The 23,281-nt window shown below is 59.4% G+C and carries 21 protein-coding genes; 7 read left to right on the forward strand and 14 right to left on the reverse strand.

Annotated elements, in window-relative coordinates; all coding sequences use genetic code 11:
- Positions 1–44 precede the first annotated feature (44 nt).
- The 7 genes from addA to N1037_00995 all read right to left on the reverse strand — a co-directional run bounded on the left by addA (position 45) and on the right by N1037_00995 (position 11,735).
- Entirely contained in the window at positions 45–3,413 is a 3,369-nt protein-coding gene (gene addA / locus N1037_00965) for a double-strand break repair helicase AddA (GenBank protein UWS79619.1), read from the reverse strand.
- A complete protein-coding gene (addB, locus tag N1037_00970) occupies positions 3,410–6,364 on the reverse strand; it encodes a double-strand break repair protein AddB (GenBank protein UWS81415.1) in 2,955 nt (984 codons plus the stop codon). The genes addA and addB overlap by 4 nt, the downstream gene beginning before the upstream one ends.
- Positions 6,354–7,061, reverse strand: coding sequence for a nucleotidyltransferase family protein (locus N1037_00975; GenBank protein ID UWS79620.1), 708 nt, complete (start codon positions 7,059–7,061; stop codon positions 6,354–6,356). The genes addB and N1037_00975 overlap by 11 nt, the downstream gene beginning before the upstream one ends.
- Entirely contained in the window at positions 7,061–8,068 is a 1,008-nt protein-coding gene (locus N1037_00980; GenBank protein ID UWS79621.1) for a phosphotransferase, read from the reverse strand. The genes N1037_00975 and N1037_00980 overlap by 1 nt, the downstream gene beginning before the upstream one ends.
- Positions 8,055–8,588, reverse strand: a complete 534-nt coding sequence (gene tsaE, locus N1037_00985) for a tRNA (adenosine(37)-N6)-threonylcarbamoyltransferase complex ATPase subunit type 1 TsaE (protein UWS79622.1) — start codon at positions 8,586–8,588, stop codon at positions 8,055–8,057. The genes N1037_00980 and tsaE overlap by 14 nt, the downstream gene beginning before the upstream one ends.
- A gap of 109 nt (positions 8,589–8,697) precedes the next feature.
- Positions 8,698–10,254: a PAS-domain containing protein gene (locus N1037_00990; protein ID UWS79623.1), complete on the reverse strand. Its 1,557-nt coding sequence runs from the start codon at positions 10,252–10,254 to the stop codon at positions 8,698–8,700.
- A gap of 89 nt (positions 10,255–10,343) precedes the next feature.
- Positions 10,344–11,735 (reverse strand): ActS/PrrB/RegB family redox-sensitive histidine kinase, encoded by a 1,392-nt coding sequence (locus N1037_00995; protein UWS79624.1) that lies wholly within the window; start codon positions 11,733–11,735, stop codon positions 10,344–10,346.
- A 141-nt stretch (positions 11,736–11,876) separates the two neighbouring features.
- Between N1037_00995 and N1037_01000 the strand changes: the two genes are divergently transcribed.
- The 3 genes from N1037_01000 (at position 11,877) to N1037_01010 (ending at position 14,304) form a co-directional block, all read left to right on the forward strand.
- Positions 11,877–12,494 (forward strand): SCO family protein, encoded by a 618-nt coding sequence (locus N1037_01000; protein UWS79625.1) that lies wholly within the window; start codon positions 11,877–11,879, stop codon positions 12,492–12,494.
- 95 nt (positions 12,495–12,589) lie between these two features.
- Complete coding sequence (locus N1037_01005; protein UWS79626.1) at positions 12,590–13,144, forward strand: ActR/PrrA/RegA family redox response regulator transcription factor; 555 nt, start codon at positions 12,590–12,592, stop codon at positions 13,142–13,144.
- An 8-nt stretch (positions 13,145–13,152) separates the two neighbouring features.
- Positions 13,153–14,304 (forward strand): glycosyltransferase family 61 protein, encoded by a 1,152-nt coding sequence (locus tag N1037_01010; protein ID UWS79627.1) that lies wholly within the window; start codon positions 13,153–13,155, stop codon positions 14,302–14,304.
- Positions 14,305–14,323: 19 nt separating this feature from the next.
- On the opposite strand, the gene N1037_01015 is transcribed toward N1037_01010, so the two are convergent.
- A complete protein-coding gene (locus N1037_01015) occupies positions 14,324–14,920 on the reverse strand; it encodes an HD family hydrolase (GenBank protein UWS79628.1) in 597 nt (198 codons plus the stop codon).
- Positions 14,921–15,202: 282 nt separating this feature from the next.
- Between N1037_01015 and ahcY the strand changes: the two genes are divergently transcribed.
- Complete coding sequence (gene ahcY / locus N1037_01020; protein UWS79629.1) at positions 15,203–16,594, forward strand: adenosylhomocysteinase; 1,392 nt, start codon at positions 15,203–15,205, stop codon at positions 16,592–16,594.
- 96 nt (positions 16,595–16,690) lie between these two features.
- On the opposite strand, the gene N1037_01025 is transcribed toward ahcY, so the two are convergent.
- Positions 16,691–16,960: a hypothetical protein gene (locus N1037_01025; protein ID UWS79630.1), complete on the reverse strand. Its 270-nt coding sequence runs from the start codon at positions 16,958–16,960 to the stop codon at positions 16,691–16,693.
- Between the two features lie 174 nt (positions 16,961–17,134).
- Here N1037_01025 and N1037_01030 point away from each other — a divergent pair, with 174 nt between their 5' ends.
- Entirely contained in the window at positions 17,135–17,476 is a 342-nt protein-coding gene (locus N1037_01030; GenBank protein ID UWS79631.1) for a DUF2853 family protein, read from the forward strand.
- Between the two features lie 335 nt (positions 17,477–17,811).
- On the opposite strand, the gene N1037_01035 is transcribed toward N1037_01030, so the two are convergent.
- From N1037_01035 to tsaD, 5 genes are read right to left on the reverse strand one after another with little or no spacing between them, the layout of a single operon-like run.
- Positions 17,812–18,207, reverse strand: coding sequence for a DUF1761 domain-containing protein (locus tag N1037_01035; protein UWS79632.1), 396 nt, complete (start codon positions 18,205–18,207; stop codon positions 17,812–17,814).
- Between the two features lie 46 nt (positions 18,208–18,253).
- A complete protein-coding gene (locus N1037_01040; GenBank protein ID UWS79633.1) occupies positions 18,254–18,676 on the reverse strand; it encodes an EVE domain-containing protein in 423 nt (140 codons plus the stop codon).
- On the reverse strand, positions 18,676–18,948 hold the full coding sequence (locus N1037_01045; GenBank protein UWS79634.1) for a YciI family protein: 273 nt from the start codon (positions 18,946–18,948) through the stop codon (positions 18,676–18,678). The genes N1037_01040 and N1037_01045 overlap by 1 nt, the downstream gene beginning before the upstream one ends.
- A gap of 1 nt (position 18,949) precedes the next feature.
- Positions 18,950–19,912: an NAD(P)-dependent glycerol-3-phosphate dehydrogenase gene (locus N1037_01050; protein ID UWS79635.1), complete on the reverse strand. Its 963-nt coding sequence runs from the start codon at positions 19,910–19,912 to the stop codon at positions 18,950–18,952.
- A complete protein-coding gene (gene tsaD / locus N1037_01055; GenBank protein UWS79636.1) occupies positions 19,909–21,006 on the reverse strand; it encodes a tRNA (adenosine(37)-N6)-threonylcarbamoyltransferase complex transferase subunit TsaD in 1,098 nt (365 codons plus the stop codon). The genes N1037_01050 and tsaD overlap by 4 nt, the downstream gene beginning before the upstream one ends.
- A 75-nt stretch (positions 21,007–21,081) precedes the next feature.
- Here tsaD and N1037_01060 point away from each other — a divergent pair, with 75 nt between their 5' ends.
- Positions 21,082–21,846, forward strand: a complete 765-nt coding sequence (locus N1037_01060; GenBank protein UWS79637.1) for a uroporphyrinogen-III synthase — start codon at positions 21,082–21,084, stop codon at positions 21,844–21,846.
- Positions 21,847–21,899: 53 nt separating this feature from the next.
- Complete coding sequence (locus N1037_01065; protein ID UWS79638.1) at positions 21,900–23,276, forward strand: hypothetical protein; 1,377 nt, start codon at positions 21,900–21,902, stop codon at positions 23,274–23,276.
- Positions 23,277–23,281 lie beyond the last annotated feature (5 nt).

Here is a 23,281-nt window from a genome sequence, read left to right on the forward strand (position 1 = left end):
CTATGGCAACTGGAGTTGGAACCTAGGTAGAGCGTAACAGATCGTCAAGGTTCCAACACCTCCTTGAGCGCATCTGTCACAAGATCGTGCGGCAGGCTCATCAGGCTGGCGGTGCGGGTCCACAAAAGCGCAGTCTCAATCTGGCGGCCGGGGTAGATCTGCGACAGGGCATGGCCATAGGCCGCCATCTGTCGCAACAGGCCCTTGGGGCAGTGTCGCGCGCTTTCTGGAATCTGCGCATTGGATTTGAAATCCACCGCCAACACCCTCTCGGGCGTCACGATCAGCCGGTCAATGATACCATAAAGGCGCTGCTCTCCCAGCTGGGCTGTGATCGGCACCTCTGCCAGGGTCTCAGGGGCAAAAATGGACGCCAGCGCCGGGTTTTCCAGAACCGCGCTTGCCTCAGACAAAAGCTCTTGCCGATCAGCGGCTTCCGGCAGCAGGCGCTTGGCCAGGGTCTGCCAGTCGGCACGGGGCGTTTGCGGCAAATACTCCAGCAGCAGATGCAGCCTGCTGCCACGTGCCATGGCTTCTTCCTCGTCCAGCCCCTGATCCCCGGGCAAGGCCTTGGCGCCACCTAGGTCGGAAGGTTTGAGCGTCTGCGCAGGCGGCAGATAGCCGGGCGCTGGTCGGGTAAAGACCTCGGGCAACACTGACGTGGATTTTTCGGCCACCTCTCGGGCGACAAAATCCAGCCCGTCCCAGTCGCCATGGGCCAGCCGCAGGCCCTCGCCGCCGGGCAGATCGCAGGCCGTGGCCCCGCCCTCACGCATCGCCGTCTCGACCCGCTGATACCAGCTGTCGCCCTCTTTCGACAGCGTTCCGGCTGTGGCGACGATCAGCCATTTCTCGGCGCGGGTCAGCGCCACATAGAGCAGTCTGAGCCGTTCGTTCTGCTGCTTTTCCTGCGCCGCCTCGCGGGCGGAAAACAACAGTTCCGGCATCTGATCCTTGGGCAATTTCCATACAGGGGTGCCATTCGCCACCATGATTTCCGCATCACTGGGGGCGTTGCGTTTGGCGGTATCGGGCAGGATCACAATTGGCGCTTCCAATCCTTTGGAGCCATGTACCGACATCACCCGGATCATATCACCCGAGGCCCCCATCTGGCGTTTGATTTCCAGATCATCGGTCTGCATCCAGACCAGAAACCCGGTGAGGCTGGGAATATCGGAGCGTTCATAGGCCAGCGCCTGAGACAGCAGCGCATTGATGCCATCCTCGGCCTCAGGTCCCAATCGGCCCAGCAATTTCTGCCGCCCCTGGTGGCGGGTCAGGATGCGTTCGATCAGATCAAAGGGCCGCAGGAAATCGGTCTGATCGCGCAGGTCATCCAGCACCGCCAGGGTGTCTGGAAACTCTTGGCGCCGGTCGCGCAGGGCCGGCCACAGATGTTTGCCGCTGCGGCGGTGGGCCAGATCAAACAGCATCTGTTCGGACCAGCCAAACAGCGGCGACTTCAACACTTCGGCCAGGGCCAGCGAATCCTCTGGTGTCGCCAAAAAAGACAAGAGCGCGGCGATGTCTTTGACTGCCAGTTCTGCCCCGACTTTGAGCCGGTCGGCGCCGGCAATGGGCAGCTCGGCATTCTTGCAGGCGCGGATAATTTCGGAAAACAGCTCAGACCGGCGTTGCACCAGAATAAGAAAATCACCCGCATGGACCGGACGGCGCTGAAAGCTGCCCCGTTGTGGGCCATCCTCGGGGATGGTCACGCCGCTGTCGATCATTTCCTTGATCTGGCCGGCAATGCGTTCCGCCAGAATAACCGTGTGATGGCGGCTGCCGGGGCGATCCACCGGGTCGGTCCAATCACTGTCATCGTCGTCGTCGGTTTTGTCCACGGCAGGCCACAGGTCCACCCGGCCAGGCAGGTCAGATTTAAAGGCACGGTGCAGGGCGTCGCTGTGGAACCCGGCGCGCGGGCTGTCCTTGAACACCAGATCCACCAGCCGCAGGATCGCGGCAGAGGAGCGGAAGGAAAACTCCAGGGCGGCATTTTGCAGGTTTGAGCCGGATTCGGACAGGCGATTGGCAAATTCCACCTGCATCCGGTCAAAGGCATCCGGGTCAGCGCCCTGAAAGGAATAGATCGACTGCTTCTTGTCGCCGACCACAAAGATCGTTCGCTCCACGTCCGATCTCGCGCCGATCCCGGCGGTGAATTCCTGCGCCAGCTTTTCGATCACGTCCCATTGAACCGGGCTGGTGTCCTGGGCCTCATCTACCAGAATATGGTCGATGCCCCCGTCCAGGCGATACAGCACCCAGGCGGCCACCGCCGGATCGTTCAACAACTGGCGGGCGTTGAGGATCAGGTCATCAAAGTCGAGCCAGCCACGCTGCTGTTTGCGCGCCTCATATTCCGGCAGGAAGGCCTGGGCAAACTGATGCAGGTCGTGGGATTTTCGCGCCGCCACCAAGGCCAGCCGTTTGGCGCGGGCGTCTTCCACCCGCAGCATCAGCGGCTCTAGCTGATCCATCAGGCTGACATTTGCTTCGCGCAGCTTCTTGGTGGGGAATTTGCCAATCTTGGCTGTAAACGGCTCAGCGGCGCCGGCCCCTGTCAGAAAGATGTCTTCCAGTGTGGCCAGATCACCCAGTGTCGGGGTGGTGATCCCCGCCAGTTTGGCGGCGGCGCGTTGATCTGTGGTGCCGCCGGTTTCCAACATGGCGCGGGTGCGCGACAGCAGCTCTGCCTCGCCGCCCAGATACACCAGCGCCTCCAGCGCGGCCGGATCAAACCCATCGGTAAGATCAAACCGGGCCAGCAATGCAGACCAATCCAGCTTTGTTTCAAACTCGGCGCGGCGCTGACACAGGGCGGCGGTGAGGTCCTCAAAATCGCTGCCGCCAACATGGCGTGCCAGCGGTTCTACCAGATGCGCCAGATCGCCCTTGGCCAGGTCCTCGACAATCTCGGCCCGCAACAGGGATGCGGCGCGGTCTTCCATCTCGGAAAACTGCGGGCTGACCCCGGCCTCCAGCGGGAAACGCCGCAGCAGGGAGGAACAAAACGAATGGATGGTCTGGATCTTCAGCCCACCCGGGGTTTCAATCGCGCGGGCAAACAGGGTGCGCGCCTGGGCCAGATCCTCAGAAGCTGTATTGGTTTCCCCCAACTCGCTGAGCGCAGCGGTGAGCTGATCATCGCGCAGCATTGCCCATTCCCCCAGTCGCTGAAACAGACGGTTCTGCATCTCGCTGGCGGCGGCCTTGGTATAGGTGAGGCAAAGAATATGCTGTGGCTGCACACCTTTGAGCAGTAGCCGCGCCACCCGGTCCGTCAGAACCTTGGTCTTGCCCGAGCCGGCATTGGCCGCCAGCCAGGTGGAGGCGTCAGGCCGGGCGGCGCGAAACTGCGCCTCAGAGGCGGCATCGCGGTGTTTTGGGGCACTGCTGCTCATGTCAGATCCTCGGGTTCGGGCATGGCGCTGCGGTCCCATTCGCCAAACCGGGCCAGGTGGTCATAATCGCCTGCAATGTCATCCCGGTGCACCATGCGGCGGCTGGAATAGCCCTGGTCCTGTTCAAAATAGGCACCGATCAACTGTTTCAACTCTTCCCAGATCTTGGCCGGGGGCTGATCCTGTAGCGGCGCGGGCACTTCTTTCAGGGTGCTGCCCAGCCCGATAAAGGCGGCGCGGGCGACCTCGGCGGGGCCGATCTCCTTGAAGGCGCCTTCTTCGGCCATGGCGGCCTCGATCAGCAGCTGTTTTTCAAACTTCTTTTGTTGCGCTTCCGAGGGGGGGGCGCCGGTTTTGTAGTCATAAAGATGCAAAAAGCCGCGATCGTCCTGATCAATGCGGTCAGCGCGACAGGCGATGGTGAAATCAAAAGGCTGCAACCGGGCCTCGCCCAGGGCTTCCAGTTTTAGGGGTTTGCCGCGGGACTGTCGGTTTTGCTCCGCCAGGATGAAATCCCCTGCCAGGCGCTGGATCCGGCTGAGCCACAACATCCGCGCCACCGGCCAGGGCACATCCCGCTCCAGCAGGCTGCGGGCGGTTTCAATCAGGTTTTCAGGGGTCAGGCGGCTGGGGTCTTCCAGGCTGTCACGAATGAACACCTCAAAGATTTCATGCACCACGATGCCACGCAGCAGGGCATCTGGTTCCTGCACCAGCGGGTTCAAAGGCTTTAGGCGCAGCACGTGTTTGGCGTAGATCGCATAAGGGTCACGGATCAGGCGTGGGATTTCGGTGATGGTCAGCCGACGCGGGCGGCTGGCAACGGGCGGGCGCGGGGAGGGGCGTGGGGCACTTGGCAACTCGGTTGGTTGTTCCAAAGCCTCTGCCCAGCCTAGCCATTCCTGCCCACGTTGCCGCATCGCATCCAGGGCCGCTTTCCCGCCCTGATCCGGCAGCCCGGAGAGCAGGTTTGTCAGGCGGTTGAGCCAACGGGAGGCCACTGTGTCGGCCTCATCCGAGCGGGCGGCGCGGGTCAGCCAGACCTCGGGTGCGGCAATGGCCTGCTGGAAATCATGCGCCGACAGGCCAATACGGCGTTCGGGCAGCAGCAATCCGGCCTGATGGCGCAGCTGTCGGTTCAGCCAAGGATCGGGTTTGGCCGCTTCCGGCCAGCTGCCCTCATTCAGGCCGCCCAGAATCACTAGATCGGCGCCCTGCACACGGGCCTCCAGCGTGCCCCAGATCATGATAGATCCATAGGGCGCGTCGCGGTCCCGGACCTCTCCTTGAGACAGGATGGCGGACAAAAGGTCGGCAAAATCACGGGCTGACATCGCACCACCATATGCGGCCTCAGCCTCCAGATTGGAAAAGACCGCGCGCGCCTCTTGCCCGGCTTTTTTATCCCACAGGGTGCCGCATTCCCCCTCTGCCAGCACCTGACTGCCGGCGGCAATGGCCTCGGCGCGGGTGCGCAGCAGCGCCACCCAATCGGTCAAATGCAGTGTTTTGGCGACCTGCTGGTCGGCAAAGTTTTGCGACAGCCACTCCGTCCAACCGGGCGTCAGGGCGCGGTCCGTCCCAAAGGCTTCAAAGCTTGCCGCATCGGGAAAGGGCGGGCCATTGCGGCGCAGGTCCAGCTCAAAATCACGGGTGTGGCGCAGATGTTCGCCGCGCGCCGCAGCGGCGCTGGCGCCATCATGGGTGAGCGGATGTTTCAGCAGCGTGAGCAATGCATCCGCCGTGAGCGGCCGGCAAAACAGCTCTGCCACGTGGCGCAGGAAACGCCCCGGAGGCGTCAGCTGTAGCGGCAGGCCGGCGGAATCATCGGGCAAGATGCCCCAGCGATCCAATGCGGCGGACACCAGCCGGGTGAGCATACGATCCGGCGAGATCAGCGCGGCGGTTTTGCCGTCCTCGGCGGCCTGGCGCAGGCGCAGGGCAATCGCCAGGGCCTCGGCACGGGGGTTTGCAGCCTCCACCAGGGTGACATCGGCGCAGGCCTCGTCCAGTTCGGTGAGCCTTGGGCCTTCGCTCATCCAGGCGTGGGTGACGGGGGCGGGGCGCAGGGCCAGCGAGACCAGACGGTTGCGCGCTGGTGACGTCGGCTGATCCGGGCTCCAGCGCTGCACATCGCCGGGGTCCATGTCGAGATCCGCCACCAACTTGGCAAAGCGGTATTGCGGGTGGTCTTCGGAGGTGAGTGCATCGCGCAGGTGATGCCAGACCTCGGGCGGTTGCTCAAAGTCAAAACCTGGCAGCACCACCGCGCCCTGGGGCAGGCGGGCAATGGCTTCCATCAGCATATGCGTGGTCCCGCGCGAACCCGTAGAGCCGGCCAGGATCACCGGATGCTGCGGCGGATCCACTTCCCATTTGGCGATCAGGGTCTCGACCATCTGGCGTTGCCGAGCCTGGGTGTCGACGGTGTCGCTATGTAGATCAACAAACTGGTCGACGATGCCGATAAACTGCTGTGCCCGTGCCCAATGCCCGGACATATCAGAGATATCCAGGTTGCGAATGACCTCAGTGCTGACGCCCTCGCTTTGCATTTCATCGACCAGATTGGCCAGGCTGTCCGACAGATCATAGAGCGAGGACCGCGCTGCCAGATCGGGCTGGGCATCCAGCAGTTTGGCGATGAGCTGCGACAACTCCAACCGGCGGCGCAGCGGCGGCAGTGCCGGGGGCAAACCCTGCAGGCTGGCCTCGCGCGCTAGGTCGGTGAGCAGACGCATGCGTGGCAACAACAGGGCCGGGCCTTCCTCAAACAGGGCGCGGCAGCGGCGCATCATCCGCGAGGTATTGAGAATGACCTCGACCCGCGCCAAGTTTTCTGGCGGCAGCGATCTGCTGCGCTGGATCAACCCCTGGGCCAGGGCGCGGGGGAAATCAACGCCGTTTGGAACGGCAAAGACGCGTGGGCTGTCCTGAGGTTCAAACAACATCATTGGCAATCAGATCCTCGGCAATGGCGATCCCTTCGGGATGGCCCACATCGCACCAGTGGCCCGGATATTCCACCGCAAACAGATGGTCCCGGCTGGCGATATCGTTCCACAAAAGGTTGAGGGAAAACACTTCTTCTTCAATCCGGTGCAGCCCTTCGGTTTTGAGAATCTGCACGCCGCCATAGACCAGATCTCCACCCCGACTGATGCGGCCTTCGCTGTCGCAGGTGAAATCGCCGCTGCCTGTGCGGCCGCGGCAGCGGCTGATCGGGATACAGACCAATAGTGCGTCCATCCGCGCCGGATCCCAGGCGTTCAGCGCCACCTGAAATGGGTTATCCCCTTTCCAGATCACATCGGTATTAGCGGTAAAGACGGGGTCCGTCCCCAGCAGCGGCAGCGCCTGACGCAGCCCGCCGCCAGTATCGAGCACCTGCGGGCTTTCATGGCTCAGCAGCACCGCCTTGGGTGTGAGATGCGCCTCCAGGAGTTGCGGCAGATAGTGCAGATTGGCAACAATCCGTTGTGGTTGGATCGCCTGAGCCAGCTGTAGCGTATGGTCTATCAGCGGCTGGCCGGCGACGGGAATCATCGGTTTGGGGCAGGACTGGGTCAGCGCCTTCATTCGGGTGCCAAAGCCGGCGGCAAAAAGCATCACATTGGGGCAGCTGCGGGGGGAAGTTGCGCCGCTCATCAGCGCAGCTTTGCCAGGTTTTCAGGCGTGGGAGTAGGCAGTTTTGGCAGCAGCCATTGCGCCAGAGGGGCGAGAGCAGGGTGCTCCAAGCCGTTGATGACATGGGTCCAGACTCGTGGCATCAGCTCCAGATATTGCGGTTTGCCAAAATCCTGCGACAACCGTGCAAAAACACCAAGAATGCGCAGGTTACGCTGGACGCCAATCACCGCATAGGCACTGCGAAACCCCGAGTCGTCCAATCCGGTGGCCTGCAGGTAACGGTTGATCATCTGCGCCTCGATGGCGGCTGGCACATCACGGCGGGCGTCTTGCAGGAGCGAGACAAGATCATAGGCGGGATGTCCGATTAGGGCGTCCTGAAAATCAATCACGCCGACCTGAGCCAACCCGTTGCGTTCTGGAAGATACATCAGGTTTTGCACGTGAAAATCCCGGTGCACAAAAACCATGCTCTCTTTCACGGTGTCGCGCAGGATATCCTCAAACTGGTTTTCAAACCGGGCTTTCATGTCCGGGTTTGCCGATCCGGTGATGGCGTCGCAATAGCGCTCGATCACCAGGCTGGACATCTCGGCCATGCCGCGGGGCCCCAGAGTGTCCAGACCGGACAGGGGAGTTGCGTCTGAGGCTTTGTGCAGTTGGACCAGAAAATCGGTGGCCAGTGCATAGAGCGGTTTTTCCTGACTGGGGTCCTGTTTAAGCACCTCGTAGAACCGTTGATCGCCCAGATCTTCGGTCAACAGAAGGCCGTTATCCGCATCCTCGCTCAGGATGGCGGGGGCGCTGACGTCAAGGGAGCGCAGGTAATTGGCGATGCGGACAAAGGGGCGAATGGTCTCGCCACTGCCCGGGGGGGCATCCATCAGGATCAAGCTGCGGCCATCCGGGCTGGTCAGCCGCTCGTAGCGGCGCGCCGAGGCATCGCCGGCCAAGGGTGCACGGCACCAGTTTCCCCGGCCAGCGCGGTGCAAAAATGCCAATATCTGGCTGTCACGGTCTGTCATGTGCAATCTCATCCATGCGGCTTTGCCATTTGGCATCGCTCCAGGTCAGGGTCAGGTGTCGGCAATCTTCCTCTGCCGGATCAAGCGAGAACTCCAGGTGCAGCGCATGCGTCGGTGTCAGCTCGGCCAGACGATCGGGCCATTCAATCAGGCAGATGGCGTCATCAAAGGCCTCGGACAGGCCAAGTTCCTCAATCTCTTCGAGGGCAGAAAGACGGTAGAGATCCGCATGCCACAGCTCACCCGAGGGGACCTCATAGGTTTGCACCAAAGTGAATGTGGGAGAAGGCACATCTTCGGGATGTGTCATCAGCGATTGGATCAGACTGCGGGAAAAATGGGTTTTTCCTGCCCCAATCGGCCCCTCCAGCAACAGACAGTCGCCGGGCTGCAACTGTGCCGCAAGCTGTTTGGCCAGCTGTGTTGTTGCCTCGGGAGAGGTCAGCTGACAGGAAACTGGGCTCTGTGCCGGTGTTGCAGAGGGCGGGTCAGAGAGGGCTGGATCACTGGGTTTGGTCATGGCCGTACAATGCCTCTGGGCTGCACGGGCTGCAAGCGCGATGGGCGCAATCACCTGGTTGATGATCGCGCCCTTCTGGGTCCTGGATTTTGGAGACTTGCCGTAGTCGTCAGACAGAGCCGCTTTGATCAGTGATGGCGAACTTTTGTTGTTCTTTTGGCGGCAGGCCCGGCTCTGGGGTCTGAAAGCTGACCATGGTTGCGCCGTTCTGGATCGCAGTCACCTTGCACAGCAGCGGCGTGCCGTCTCGCAGCTGCACCCGTGCCCACCAGGGTGTGCGGCCATCGCTGCCGGCAACAAAGTCGCGGATTTCTCCCCAGACGGGGGTGGCGCTGCAGGTGTCTTGCCAAATGCGGGCGGCATCCATGATGGAAACCTTGGCAAAGCTGGCATCGGGGTCCATTTTCCACAGCGAATGATAGGTCTCATTCGAGAAGGTCATGGTGCCGTCATTGGCAAATACCGCAATGGCTTCGCCCATCTGGTCCATGATCGACTGGCCCATTTCGAGCTCAGAGCGGAACTGACGGGTCAGGGTGACCTCGGCGGTGATGTCTTCAAAAAGGAAGGCAATGGCACCATCGGGGTGGGGACGTCCCGACACCGAATAGACAGAGCCCGAGGGCAGCGACCATGTTTCCTGATAGCGGCCTTCGGCGGCGGCCTCGAGCAGGTCTTCGATCTGGTGGCGCCAGCTGGAATAGTTCTTTGGCTCGGGCATCATGCGCTGGTCGCGCAGCCGATCAAAGAAGGTCATCAAAGTTGGCCGCGAGCTGAGAAAGCCGGCGGGCAGGGCGGTGAGATCAATCAAAACCGGGTTGAACAGCACCAGCTGACGGTTGCGGTCAAAGATCGCCAGCCCGATGGAGAGCTGGGCAAAGGTTTTTGCCAGTGTCTGCACAAAGTTGCGCTGGGCGACCTCGGCATCGACCACGGCGTTCACATCCACCGCATGGCACAGCCAGCCGGCTTCGGTTTCAGTGGTGGAGATATTGTACCACAGGCGTTTGGTGCTTTCTGGCATCGGGATCGAGATCCGCTCGGCCTTGCCGCTCTTTTTCGGCTCATCCAGATTGTCGAACATCGGTTCCGAGAATTCAGCGTCGCGGCCGCGAAGTTTATGGCTGAGATCATCATAGGCCAGGTTGGACCAGGTCACGGCGCCTTCGTCGGATTGCAGCCAGACTGGATAGGGGGCCTGATGGACCGTAGCGCGCAGGGTGGTGAGCTCTTGATCCAGGCTTTTGTTTTGTTCTTCCAGGGTGCTGCGGCGCAGCTGCACACGGGTGATGCCGTCAATCCATTCACAATGGGCCTCGCGGCTTTCGGCCGAGGCGGTGCCAGACAGAACCAGCGGCCCCACATCCTTGAGAAAACCGGGGCTTTGCGGCAGGCCGGGATAGTTACGGGCCAGTTGGTCCCGCAGCATGTTCCAGCTGAAATGTTCCGCGTGTTCACCGATGAATTTGCGTGCACCAGAGGACCAGCCAATCAGGTTGGTGTCGTCAAAAAGAAAGACGGCATCCGTGCGCCCGTCGCCGACCAACAGATCCTGCTCCATTCCTTTGGAACGCTGTTCGGGCGACAGCCACCAGACGGCTACGGCTGCAGTGGCGCAGCAAAGTGTGGCCAGCATCAACCACTCAATCGAGATGATGTTCTGCATATTTTTCTGCCTCTAGTCTGGACTGGTTTTCCCTATGATGGCGCGGAAATGGTTAACTGTAGTTTAATTAATTACCTAAAAATGAATAGTTAAACTTCTATCCATTTATTTTTTCCCTTGGGTACAGCATTTTCACCCACCAAGGCGTCAATTTTCTCACGCGGCCAGGTTACGTTGACAATGGCCCCGCGCCGCTCCGTTGGATGTGGCAGTGGTTTACTGGCGCCATTGGCAAAGGTCAGCTCGGCTCCGGTACGCTCTAACAAGGTTTTGGCGATGAACAATCCCAAACCCATGCCCTGATACTCGGGGCGCTGTTTTCGATCACTTTCGCTGCGTCGCCGTCGCATAAACGGATCGCCAATGCGGCCAATCAGATGCGGTGGAAACCCGCGCCCGTCGTCATAGATATGCAGGCAAATCTGATCGTCGTTCCAGGTCGCATCAATCCACACTCTGGTGCGGGAGAAATCGACGGCGTTTTGCACCAGATTGCGCAGCCCGTGAATGATCTCGGGTTTGCGCAAAATAGTTGGATGCTGAAAACTGCCATCTTCCAGCGGACCTTCATCAAACAGGATCTCCCTGCCGCGATTGAGATGGGGCTCGGCGGCTTCGTGTATCACCGTCGACAGCGGCGCCTGGCGCAGATGCAGGTCATCTTTGCCAGCCCGGCCCATGTCACGCAGGATATGGCGACAGCGCTCTGCCTGTTCGCGGATAAGCTGGGCGTCATCGCGCAGGTCGGGATGGTCTTCCAGTTCGTCAATCAGCTCTCCGCTGGCCAGCTTGATGGTGGCCAGTGGGGTGCCCAGCTCATGTGCGGCAGCAGCGACAACGCCGCCCAGATCGGTGAGCTTTTGTTCGCGCGACAGGGCAAGCTGAGTGGCGGCGACCGCATCAGACATGCGTCGCATTTCTGTACTGATGCGAAAGGAGTTGGCACCCATGAACAAAATGGCGATGACGATGGCGGTCCAATTGCCAAAAATAAAGATGTCCGGGATGCGCAGGACAAAGCCCTGCGCCGTGCGCAGCGGCATGTGGAATTCGGCCATCAGGGTGACCAGAATGATGGCAGTGCCGCCAATGATCAGGGTCGACCGAAGCCCCATCATCGCAGCGGAAATGGTCACAGGCGCAAGCACCAGCAAGGCAAAGGGATTATGCAGCCCACCCGTGAGGTAGAGCAGGAAACCCAGCTGCAGCAGATCGAACAGCACCATCAGAAAGTTCTCAAACTCTGACAGGCGTTTATTTTCAGGAAAGACAAAGATCGCCAACAGATTGCTGATCACCGAAACACCAATGGCCAAAAGGCACAGGCCGAGATCCAGTTGCAGATTGTAAAGCAGCTGCGCCACGGTGATGGCGATGAGCTGCCCTGCAATAGCGATCCAGCGCAGCATAATCAGGGTCCGCAGCCGGATCCAATGGCTGCGGTCTTCGCCCTGCATGAGGCCAAATTCTGTGTCGGGCATGCGAAAGCTCCTGGAGCTTGAGATATTTTACGACGGCTCGCAGACCTGTGACCATCTCGCCCAGTTGCATTGCCTGAGTTTCTTGATAGGTCTGGCGGCGAAAACGATCAACTCTCCTCCTCCAACATAAAGTGTGATCACATGGCTCGCCTCTACTCTCTTCTTGCTGTTGCATTTATCGCTGCCCTCGCTGGGGGCACTTGGTTTTTCACCCGTGGTGGGGAGACGGATCAGTTTGCACAATGTCGTGGCAGCACGATCGCCAGCGGTGGTGATGCCATTGGTGGCCCGTTTGAGCTGGTTAATAGCAAGGGCGAGACGGTGACGGACAAAGACGTCTTCACCGAGCCGTCGATTCTGTACTTTGGCTACACGTTCTGCCCGGATGTCTGCCCACTGGATGTCTCTCGCAATGCCGAAGCCATTGACGTTCTGGCTGAGCAGGGCATCAGTGCCACGCCGGTTTTTGTCTCCATCGACCCAGAGCGCGACACCCCCGAAGTGGTGGGCGATTTTGCCTATAACATGCATGAAAAGATGATCGGTCTGACGGGTTCTCTGGAGCAGATCAAGGCGGCGAGCCGGGCCTATAAGACCTATTTCAAACGCCAGCCCGGCGATGACGGTTATTATCTGGTCGATCATTCGACCTTTGCCTATCTGGTGCTTCCAGAAATTGGCTTTGTCGATTTCTTCCGCCGCGATGAAACCCCCGAACAGATTGCGGACAAGGTCAGCTGCTTTGTCGAAAACATGTAACAGCGGATGAGCTGTTTGACCTTCCTGCCCGGGTCGCTAGTATCAAATTCAAGAATGTGCTTATAAATACGCGCAAAATTGGCGGAGAACCGGGTATGGCCGAGAACGCACTGCAGGACATTGGACCAGACAAGTCACTTTTGCTTGTTGATGATGACGAACCTTTTCTGCGGCGGTTGGCCAAAGCTATGGAAAAACGCGGTTTTGAAGTAGAAACTGCTGGTTCCGTAGCCGGCGGGCGCGCCATCGCCACCGCCCGCCCCCCGGCCTTTGCCGTGGTTGATCTGCGGCTGGAAGATGGCAATGGGTTGGATGTGGTCGAAGTGCTGCGTGAAAAGCGCCCGGACAGCCGGGTTGTGGTGCTGACCGGATATGGCGCTATTGCCACCGCTGTTGCTGCGGTGAAAATTGGCGCGACGGATTATCTGTCCAAACCTGCGGATGCGGCGGATATTATGAATGCTCTGCTGAGCGGCGACGACGAATTGCCGCCACCCCCCGAAAACCCGATGAGTGCCGACCGGGTCCGGTGGGAGCATATCCAGCGCATTTATGAGCTGTGTGACCGCAATGTTTCCGAGACCGCGAGGCGGCTCAATATGCACCGCCGGACGCTGCAGCGTATTCTGGCAAAACGCAGCCCTCGGTAGGGATCAAAATGTCAAACAACACCAGCGGACCGGAAATTGATCCGGATGGCCAGCCTCTGCCAACGGGAGGATGGTCCGAAGAGCTGCTGAATCTGGCGGACGCCTGTGTGGTGCCCCCCAAGATCAGCGCCTTGGTGCAGCCGGCGGGGGTTTTTTACGCAGATGGCAGTTATTGCCCCGAAGCTGCGTTATGGCGCAAGTTTCGCCCCATTTCCATTGAACCGGAACGGCCCAAAAGGGTGCGGGAAACCCTGCAGGGGCGTTGGCTCTGGGGAGGGGTGCTTTGGGCACATTTTGGCCATTTCCTGGTCGAAAGCTCTTCGCGTCTGTGGGCTTTGCCCAGTGTCGAAGAGGATATCAGAGGCATTATCTTTATTCCCAAACGTCCCAAAGTCGGCAAAGAGGTGCGCGGTTATCATCGTGAGTATCTCTCACTGTTTGGCACGGATTTGCCTATTCAGGTTGTTGACAGGCCAACCTGTGTCGAAGAGCTGGTGGTGCCGGGGCAGGGCTTTGGCCTGGGTAAGATCACCGTTGGGACGCGCAAATTCCGTCGCGCAGTGCATGACCGTTTTGCCACCCACATAGAGCCCGAGGGCTCGGAAAAGATCTATATTTCCCGCTCAAAACTGGGCCTGGGCAAGGGCGGGTTGTTGGGCGAAGAACAGCTGGAGTCCCTGCTTGAGGGCGAAGGCTATGAGATCTTCCATCCTCAGGAGCACAGTCTCACGGTGCAGGTTGCCCGCTACAAGGCCGCCAAAAAGGTGATTGCCGCCGATGGCTCTGCGTTACATCTTTTTGCCATGGTTGGCCGGCCTGACCAAAAGGTGGCGATGATCCTGCGGCGCAGTTCCGGTGCCAACAATCTGTTGGCAAAACACGTTGAGAGTTTTTGCAAATGCAATCCGGTGGTGATTGGTGGGCTACGCGCCGAATGGGTGCCCGAAAAAGGCGGCAAATCCAGCCGGTTGAGCTTTGGTGAATTGAATCACAAGATCATTGGCGAAACCCTGTCGCGCCTTGGTTTCATCTCTGAAACAGCTGAGTGGCAGGTCTTGTCCGAGGAAGAGCGCGACCAGATTTTGCACGAAAAAGGTCTCGGTGGGCAGAGCGGTTTTGTCGAGGCCAAGCCAAAGCGCAAAAACAAGAAACCTGACTGATCCGGGCGTTGTTGCGCTGTTACAGATTGCGCAACAGATCTGCATGGCGGGCGACAAAGGCCTGACGCACCTGCAGCGGCGGCCGCAGATCAATGGCCAGCCCGGAAATGACTTCGGGTTTGGGGCGGCCAAACAGCTTGTTTGCTTCGGATTCGGAAAACCCGGCAATCTGTACCGCCTCCATCCAGGCGCTGACCTTATCCGCCCGTTTGATTTGCGCCTTGATGGTTTTTGGCAAAAGCGCAGGCAGACCAAATTTGATGTGAATGGCAGAGGTCAGACGCTGATCCAGCTCGCTATAGCCCGGCCCCACGGCGGCTTTCACCGGAGATATCATGTCGCCGATGACATATTCAGGCGCATCATGCAGCAGAGCTGCCAGCTGCCACTTTACCGGCGCCTTGGGGTACATGCGCGAAAACAGCACCTCTACCAGCAGCGAATGTTCTGCAACCGAATAGGCAAAATCGCCGTGCGTCTGACCGTTCCAGCGGGCCACAAAGGCCAGCCCATGGGCAATATCGCTGATTTCGATATCCATCGGGGTCGGGTCCAACAGATCCAGGCGGCGGCCTGAAAGCATACGTTGCCAGGCGCGGGCGGGTTTAGCAGGCATGGGTAAAGTCCGGTGGTAGGGCGATTGCCCCTGCCTAGCGATTTGGGTCCCGCTGTGGAAGCGATTTTATGGGGGCGACGAGGCTATTTCAGGTCGGGGTCTTGCCGGATAGCCTGCACGCGCCGGGGTGGCTTTCCAACCCGGGGCTGCGGCGATGAAAATAAAAATTTCATCAGGAAACGCGGGCTCTGGGCAGAGAATGCCCCTATATTCGTTGCTTATAAACCATTGCAATGTTACCTGCGGCGACAAAGTGAACTCGTAACCAGAACGGAGCGGACCATGGCCGAGGATTATATTGTAAAAGACATTGCGCTTGCTGAGTTTGGCCGCAAGGAATTGGACATCGCAGAAACCGAAATGCCGGGCCTGATGTCGCTGCGTGCTGAATACGGTGAAGAAAAGCCGCTGAAGGGCGCGCGCATCGTTGGCTCGCTGCATATGACCATTCAGACAGCTGTTCTGATTGAAACACTGGTGGCGCTGGGTGCCGATGTACGCTGGGCGTCCTGCAACATTTTCTCGACTCAGGACCACGCCGCTGCCGCCATCGCGCAGGCCGGTGTTCCCGTGTTTGCCATCAAGGGCCAAACCCTGGTTGAGCATTGGGACTATCTCGACCGCTCCTTCATGTTCCCAGAAGGCGCCAACCTGATCCTCGACGATGGTGGCGACGCAACACTCTATGTGCTGCTGGGCGCCCGTGTGGAAGCAGGTGAGACCGATCTGATCGAAGTGCCAACTTCGGAAGAAGAAGAAGCCATCTTTGCCCAGATCAAAAAGCGTATGGCGGCAAGCCCCGGCTGGTTCACCAAGACCCGCGAAGCGATCCTGGGTGTGTCCGAGGAAACCACCACCGGTGTTCACCGTCTGTATGAACTGCAGAAGAACGGCCAGCTGCCCTTCCCTGCGATCAACGTGAACGATTCGGTCACCAAGTCGAAGTTCGACAACAAATACGGCTGTAAGGAATCGCTGGTTGACGGCATCCGCCGCGCCACCGACACCATGATGGCCGGTAAAGTTGCCGTTGTCTGTGGCTATGGTGATGTTGGCAAAGGCTCTGCCGCCTCGCTGGCTGGTGCTGGCGCCCGCGTCAAAGTCACCGAAGTTGATCCGATCTGCGCCCTGCAGGCCGCCATGGACGGTTTTGAAGTTGTGCGTCTGGAAGATGTTGTTTCCAGCGCTGATGTCTTCATCACCACCACCGGCAACAAAGACGTGATCCGCATCGAGCATATGCGCGAGATGAAGGACATGGCGATCGTTGGCAACATCGGTCACTTTGACAACGAAATTCAGGTCGCAAGCCTGAAGAACCACAAGTGGACCAACATCAAAGAACAGGTCGACATGATCGAGATGCCTTCGGGCAGCCGTCTGATCCTGCTCTCCGAGGGTCGTCTGCTGAACCTCGGCAATGCCACCGGTCACCCGTCCTTTGTTATGTCGGCCTCCTTCACCAACCAGGTTCTGGCTCAGATCGAGCTGTGGCTGCGTGGTGATGAGTACAAAAACGAAGTCTACATCCTGCCAAAGCACCTGGATGAGAAAGTGGCCCGTCTGCACCTTGAGCGCATTGGCGTGAAACTTTCGAGCCTGACCCCAGAGCAGGCCGCCTATATCGGCGTGACCCCAGAAGGCCCCTTCAAGCCCGAGCATTACCGCTACTAAGATCTGATACAGATCTGAAAATTGACGCCATCCAAGGGAGACCTTGGGTGGCGTTTGTGTTTTCAGCGCTTTAGCACGTTCCCCAAGCGCTTCGCTCTACGCATTCTTTCTTCGAGAACGACTGGTGCTAACCAGGTCGAAAAATTCGTCGGCCGAAAAGATTTCTGGCTGACAGCCGAACCAGTCTTGGTGGAGGGTGACTGTCTGCTTTTTGGGGTCTACTTCCAAAGAAAAAGTGTTAAATGGCAGCTCAGCGCTGCTCTTCGTTTTCAACGCTTTTTGAACGCGTTGTTTTACCCAAGCGACATCCTCAGCAGCTTCCATGTCCAAATATGAGATTGCGATGTCTCTGTTGCTTGCTGTCATGGTTGGTCTCCGTCCGATCCTTGTCGTCCACCATAAGAGCCCCAGAGTTCTTTCAGCGGGGAAAAGCAGGCGAATCTTTTCCTTTGTCTCTCGGGCGTCTGGCGTTAGGCTTATGTTAAGCCTCTGCAATTTCTTGATTTTGGCCGACCACAACACTGTAGCTGGAGAACGTTTATGGGTAAGAGAGACGATCTGATCGCGCAATATGCTGATGATCTGAAAAACAAATGCGGTATGGAACCCGATATGGACCTGCTGACCAAGGTCACCATTGGTTGTGGTCCTGCGATCTATAATGCCGACGCCTCCACCGTTGCCTCCAGCCAGGAGAGCGAGCTGGAAACCGTCAAAGACAACTTCCTGATCAAAAAGCTGGGCCTGGCGGACGGGCCAGAGCTGATGGAAGCCATTGGCAAGGTTGTTGAGATCTATGGCAAGTCCGAGCGCAATAAGTATCGCGCGGTTGTCTACTACATGCTGACCAAACATTTTGGCAAAGAATCTGTCTACGGCTAAGCCAGAGGCGAAGTAATACCCTATCTAAGATATTGCTTTAGAATGTAAATTATAGCTCTTGAGAGTTAAGCACCCGGCGAAAATCGCTGGGTGCTTTGCATTTGAATGGTATTGTCCGTGCATTGGGTTTGCAAAAACATCCACAAGTGAGCTACCACAAAGAAACCAGCCAGGACGGCTAGGACGGAATTTTCATACGCGTGTGGTGGACTGTGGAGCACGCGGGGTGGAAGGGAAGATCCTACTGTTTGGTTGGATCTTCCCTTTTCTATTTTAAAGGCTTTGGGGCGCTGTTGTGACAGCCGACCCTGGCGCGGTTTTGCCCGGCCTGGTTGTCAGAACAGCGACAGCACCAGGCCGATAACAGCACAGGCCAAGGTGGCATAGCCACCATCAATCACTGTCAGTTTGACCGGGCGCCCTGCATACAGGTTGTTCAGCGCAATCCAGGGCGTGATGAAGAACAATCCCACGCCAAGCCCAGCCACAAACCCGGCCCCGGCGCTGCTGATACCCGATAGGGTAAAGACATGGCGCATCATGCCAGCCACAACCAGTTGCAACACAAAGCCAAGCGCAAATGTCAGCGCAGTCTGGCCGCTTTCAGGCTTGCCATCGGTGCCGCGCCTTATCCCGGCGGCGACCATCCAGGGTTCTGCCAGGATCCCGTAATAGACCGCGCCCAGGGCGAAACCTGATGCGGCGGCCACCAGAACATTCAGAATTTCCACAGTTACTCTCCCATAACCAGATCAGGTCTTGGTCAAGATTGTCAGATCAGTCCGCTTCTGTCTGCCCCATGGCACAAACCAGCTGCCATTCCTCCGGGCTGACCGGTTGCACCGACAATCGGGAGCTCTTGACCAGACTCATCTCTTCCAGGCGCGGGTCCGATTTGATTTGATCCAGGGTCACGGGCTGGGAAAAGCTGCGAACAGCCCTGATATCGACGCAGTCCCAGCGATCATCCTCAGCGGTACTGTCGCGATGTGCTTCGGCGCAGACCTCAACAATCCCCACCACCGCTTTTTCCTTTTGCGAATGATAGAAAAAGCCCCGGTCGCCCAGGGCCATCTGGCGCATGAAGTTGCGGGCCTGGTAATTGCGCACGCCGTCCCATTCTCCACCCTGCGCGCCCTTGTCGATCTGATCCTGCCAGCTCCAGGTCGAAGGCTCCGATTTGAACAGCCAGTAGCGCATCAGCCGATGACTTTCTTCCAGGTGATCAATTCAACCGCCTCAAACAGCCCGGCCTTGTTATAGGGGTCCTCTGCGGCCCATGCCTCGCCCGCGGCCATATCCTCAACGTCGAGGATAACCAGTGATCCGGCCATTTCACCGTTTTGGTCCAGCAGGGGTCCTGCCTGTGCAACAACGCCGGTGTCTTCAATATAGGCAAGGTGCGCGGCGCGGTTGTCCACGCGGGTTTGCAGGTGATCCGGCTTGTCACGGGCGATCAGGGCTATCAGCATATTATTCCTCTTTCAAAGGGCGTGCCAGCAGTTGAGCGCTGGCAGTGGCAATCGTCAAGTCACCATTCAGTAACCCAACGACGGTCTCGGTCAGGGGCATATCCAGCCCCATAGTTTTTGCTTTGGCAGCGGTGGCGCGGGCGGTGGCGGCACCTTCGACGGTGATGTTTGGATCAAACCCGTCGCCCCGGCCAATGGACAATCCCAATTGATAGTTGCGCGACAGGGGGGAACTGCAGGTCAGGGTGAGATCGCCAAAGCCTGAAAGCCCTGCCAGGGTTTCCGGCTTTGCCCCACAGGCCAGCGCCATACGCTGCATTTCGGCATAGCCCCGTGTCATCAGGGCGGCGCGGGCGCTCTCGCCCAATCCGGCGCCAATGACGGCGCCACAAGCAATGGCGATGATGTTTTTCAGCGCCCCACCCAATTCGGCGCCGCTGGTGTCGGTGGTACGGTAAAGCCGCAGATTGGCGGTGGTGAGCTGCTGTTGCAGCTGGTGACCCAACTTGGCATCACCGCAGGCCAGAGTCAGGGCCGTGGGCAGGCCCCGGGCAATATCAGCGGCAAAACTGGGGCCGGTCAGCAAGGCGGGTTTGGCAGCGGGCAGGACTTGGCTGATTACCGAAATGGGGCCAAACCCGGTTTCCAGCTCTATCCCTTTGCAGCAGGCCACCAGCACCTTACCCGTCAAATCGGCGCGATGGGCCTGCAGAACGGAGCGCAGTTTTTGCATGGGGACCGCCAGCAGCAGCACCTCTGCCTCGGTCGCCTGGCTGAAATCACTGGTCGGGGTTAAACGCGCTGGCAAAGGGACATCAGGCAGGCGCGCTGTGTTGCATCGCTGCCGCTGCATATCCGCCACCTGAGCGCTGTCGCGGGCCCATAGGGTAACTGGCGTTTCCTTGGCCAGGGAAATGGCCAGGGCGGTGCCAAAGGCGCCGGCGCCCAGCACGGAAATTGTCATGCCTTGGCTCCTTTGCGGCCAGATCCCAGCATGGCGGGGCTGGATTGATCCAGCGGCCAACGGGGGCGGGCGGTCAGATCCATGCCGTCACGCGCCCCGGCCCGGAACCGCTCTAGACCTGCATAGGCGATCATCGCGGCATTATCCGTACACAAGGCCAGCGGAGGCGCGGTAAACTGGGTGTTCAGCTCGCCACAGACAGTCTCTAACGCGGCGCGAATGGCGGTATTTGCCGCCACACCGCCGGCCACGGCCAAGGTTGGTGTGGCAGGGTTTTCCGCCAGATAGATGGCCAGCGCCCGGCGGGTTTTGGAGGCCAGGACATCCGCCACAGCCGCCTGAAACCCAGCACAGAGATCGGCGCGGTCCTGCCGTGTCAGGCCGGATTTTTCATCGACAATCTGGTCGCGCATCCGCATCAGCGCTGTTTTCAGCCCGGAAAAGGACAGGTTGCAATCCTGTCGCTGGATCAGCGGGCGGGGAAAGCGGAAGCGTTTGGGATCGCCCGTCTCGGCCTCTTTTTGCACCGAAGGACCACCGGGCTGCGGCAGGCCCAGCAGTCGCGCGGTCTTGTCAAAGGCCTCGCCTGGGGCGTCATCAATGGTGCCGCCCAGCCGGGTGAAATCCTCGGGGCCACGGGCGATCAGATATTGGCAGTGACCACCAGAGACCAGCAGCATCAAATAGGGATAGGCCACATCATCGGTCAGCCGCGGGGTCAGGGCGTGACCGGCCAGATGGTTGACCCCCACCAGCGGCAGACCGGTGGCGGCGGCAATGCCCTTGGCGCACATCACGCCAGACATCACCCCGCCAATCAGCCCCGGCCCGGCGGTGACGGCGATGGCGTCGAGATCCTGCAGGGTTACCCCGGCAGCCTGCAGCGCATCTACAACGCAGAGATCCAGTTTTTCCGCATGGGCGCGGGCGGCAATTTCGGGGACAACACCGCCAAAGGCGCTGTGCAGTTCGGTTTGGCCAAAGACGATGGAAGACAGCACCTGGGCGCGTTTACCCGGCTCTTGCCGCACCACGGCGGCGGCAGTATCGTCACAGCTGCTTTCCAACCCCAAAAGTGTCAGGCTTTGTGTCATGGTCTACCCGTTGCATCAGATTGCTGGTGGAGCTAGCACCTATACGTGATGCAAACAATCCCAGGAGCCCAAAGCATGCCTGACGCCCCGGTCTCTGGATCCCGTAGCAAAATGCCCAAGGTTGCCCTGTTGATGACGCGGCCACAGGAGGGCTCTTTGCGGTTTGTGGCGCAGCTGCCTGCGGAGATTCTGGCGCAGTTAGAGGTGATTCATGCACCGCTGATGCAGGTGACGCCGCTTGCAACTGCGGTTGATCTCACGGGCTACCAGGGCGTGATTTTCACCTCCGCCAATGGGGTGGCCGCCGCCCGTAGCGCCCCCGCCGCGCTGCCCGCCTTTTGCGTTGGGCAACGCACGACCCAAGCCGCTGAACAGGCAGGGTGGCAGGCGCGGTATTGTGGTGCCTCCGCAGCAGAGCTGATTGCTCATCTTTCCAAAGCCAGACCTGTCACGCCCCTGCTGCATCTGCATGGGCGCCATACCCGTGGCGATATAGCGCAACAGCTGACCAGTGCTGGTCTGCCCTGTGAGGGGCAGGTGATCTACGATCAGCAGCTTTTGTCGCCCAGCGAGGAGGCAAAGCAGCGCATCCTGGCGCAAGATGCCGTTATTGCGCCGCTTTTTTCACCACGAACTGCGCGGCATTTTGCCTGTCTGGGGCTGGATCAAGTTAATTTGTCTTTGATTGCGTTAAGTCAGGCCGTTGCGGCTGAGCTGAAGGGTTTGAACTACAAGGACTTGCAGGTAAGTAGGACGCCAGATGCCAGTAGTATGGCTGTGATGGTCCGCGATGCCGCAGTTCGATTGACGCACCTTGAGGGTGGCAATCCGGCGCAGTAGGGTCGGGGCATTGTAGGGCGTTTAGGTGATTTGAGAATCGAGGGGAGGCCGGTGTGGCTGACAAGACAACTGCGGATGAAGTGACCAAGCCTGCGGCTGGCACGCAGGACCCTGGGGCAAAAGATGCACCAATCTCTGAAACAGAGAGCGCGGTTGCTGAGGATCAGATCACAGCCGAGGGGGTTGATCAGGACGCGGATGACGCGGTGATCTCTTCTGAGACTGAGACTGAGACTGAGACTGAGACTGAGACTGAGACTGAGACTGAGACTGAGACTGAGACTGAGACTGAGACTGAGACTGAGACTGAGACTGAGACTGAGACATCAGAAGATCCAGTCGAGGCCAAAGACCAGGAAGACGTGTCTTCTGACGTGACTGCGCCCCCCGCAGCTCAGCCCGAAATTGAACGCATCATCGAAAAACGCGGTGGCTTCGGCGCGGCGCTCCTGGGTGGGGCTGTGGCCGCTGTCTTGGGCTTTGCCGTTGGCCAGGGCGGGCTTCTCAACTCGGTATTGCCGAGTGGCCTGCTGGGATCCGCTGGCTTTGATAAGGCTTCTTATGAGGCCGATATGGCGGCTCATGCAAAGGAACAGGCGGAGATCAAGGAGCAGCTTGCTGCGCTGCAGGGGCAATTGGGCGGTCTTGAGCTGCCAGATCTGGCGCCTTTGCAGACCCGGCTTGATGAGCTTGAAACTACTGTAGAAACCCTGCGCGATGATCCGGCATCCGGGTCTGCAAGTGCAGATGAAATTTCCGCTTTGACCGCCCGGTTGGATCAGATTGAGGCGCGCCCGCTCACCGATGCGGCCTCCCCCGAGGCGGTTGCCGCCTTTGAGGGCGAGTTGGCCAAGCTGCAACAAAGCCTGGCCACCCAGCGGTCTGAGGTCGAAGACATGCTGGCTGAGGCCCGTCTTACGGAACAGGCAAGTTTGGAATCGGCGCGTATTGCCTCGGCGCAATTGGCCTTGGCTAAAATTCGCATCTCGCTGGATGCCGGCGGCAGCTTTGCCGCGCCACTGGCTGAGTTGCAGGGATTGCAGGTCTCGGTTCCCGCCGCTTTGTCCGGCAGCGGTGACGCCGGTGTGACCCCGCTGTCTGGTCTGCAGGCCAGCTATCCGCCCCTCGCCCGCGAGGCATTGGCCCTGGCGCGGCAGGACAGCGCAGAAAGCGGTAGCCTGATGGACTACGTCAACCGCCATCTGGGGGCCCGTTCGGTGACTCCACAAGACGGCGAAGGGGCGGACGCCGTATTGTCCCGCGCCGAGGCTGCTTTGCAATCTGGCTCAATCGCCGATGCACTTGCAGAGGTAGAGACCCTGCCCGCGCCCGCCCGTGCAGTCTTTGCTGATTGGCTGGCCTCCGCGCAAACTCGTCTGGCAGCGATCGCCGCTGTTGATCAACTGGCCCAAAGCCTGAACGCAAAATAAGGAAG

The organism is Phaeobacter sp. G2 (assembly GCA_025163595.1).
GTDB lineage: Bacteria > Pseudomonadota > Alphaproteobacteria > Rhodobacterales > Rhodobacteraceae > Pseudophaeobacter.

What these genes read in the sequence shown, in the direction of transcription:
- N1037_01015 (UWS79628.1), bottom strand. Translation starts at nt 14,920, where the DNA reads ATGCCTGCTAAACCCGCCCGCGCCTGGCAACGTATGCTTTCAGGCCGC.
- N1037_01005 (UWS79626.1), top strand. Translation starts at nt 12,590, where the DNA reads ATGGCCGAGAACGCACTGCAGGACATTGGACCAGACAAGTCACTTTTG.
- N1037_01060 (UWS79637.1), top strand. Translation starts at nt 21,082, where the DNA reads ATGCCTGACGCCCCGGTCTCTGGATCCCGTAGCAAAATGCCCAAGGTT.
- addA (UWS79619.1), bottom strand. Translation starts at nt 3,413, where the DNA reads ATGAGCAGCAGTGCCCCAAAACACCGCGATGCCGCCTCTGAGGCGCAG.
- N1037_00980 (UWS79621.1), bottom strand. Translation starts at nt 8,068, where the DNA reads ATGACAGACCGTGACAGCCAGATATTGGCATTTTTGCACCGCGCTGGC.
- N1037_00975 (UWS79620.1), bottom strand. Translation starts at nt 7,061, where the DNA reads ATGAGCGGCGCAACTTCCCCCCGCAGCTGCCCCAATGTGATGCTTTTT.
- N1037_01045 (UWS79634.1), bottom strand. Translation starts at nt 18,948, where the DNA reads ATGCTGATAGCCCTGATCGCCCGTGACAAGCCGGATCACCTGCAAACC.
- tsaE (UWS79622.1), bottom strand. Translation starts at nt 8,588, where the DNA reads ATGACCAAACCCAGTGATCCAGCCCTCTCTGACCCGCCCTCTGCAACA.
- N1037_00990 (UWS79623.1), bottom strand. Translation starts at nt 10,254, where the DNA reads ATGCAGAACATCATCTCGATTGAGTGGTTGATGCTGGCCACACTTTGC.
- N1037_00995 (UWS79624.1), bottom strand. Translation starts at nt 11,735, where the DNA reads ATGCCCGACACAGAATTTGGCCTCATGCAGGGCGAAGACCGCAGCCAT.
- N1037_01000 (UWS79625.1), top strand. Translation starts at nt 11,877, where the DNA reads ATGGCTCGCCTCTACTCTCTTCTTGCTGTTGCATTTATCGCTGCCCTC.
- ahcY (UWS79629.1), top strand. Translation starts at nt 15,203, where the DNA reads ATGGCCGAGGATTATATTGTAAAAGACATTGCGCTTGCTGAGTTTGGC.
- addB (UWS81415.1), bottom strand. Translation starts at nt 6,364, where the DNA reads ATGTTGTTTGAACCTCAGGACAGCCCACGCGTCTTTGCCGTTCCAAAC.
- N1037_01030 (UWS79631.1), top strand. Translation starts at nt 17,135, where the DNA reads ATGGGTAAGAGAGACGATCTGATCGCGCAATATGCTGATGATCTGAAA.
- N1037_01010 (UWS79627.1), top strand. Translation starts at nt 13,153, where the DNA reads ATGTCAAACAACACCAGCGGACCGGAAATTGATCCGGATGGCCAGCCT.
- tsaD (UWS79636.1), bottom strand. Translation starts at nt 21,006, where the DNA reads ATGACACAAAGCCTGACACTTTTGGGGTTGGAAAGCAGCTGTGACGAT.
- N1037_01040 (UWS79633.1), bottom strand. Translation starts at nt 18,676, where the DNA reads ATGCGCTACTGGCTGTTCAAATCGGAGCCTTCGACCTGGAGCTGGCAG.
- N1037_01025 (UWS79630.1), bottom strand. Translation starts at nt 16,960, where the DNA reads ATGACAGCAAGCAACAGAGACATCGCAATCTCATATTTGGACATGGAA.
- N1037_01050 (UWS79635.1), bottom strand. Translation starts at nt 19,912, where the DNA reads ATGACAATTTCCGTGCTGGGCGCCGGCGCCTTTGGCACCGCCCTGGCC.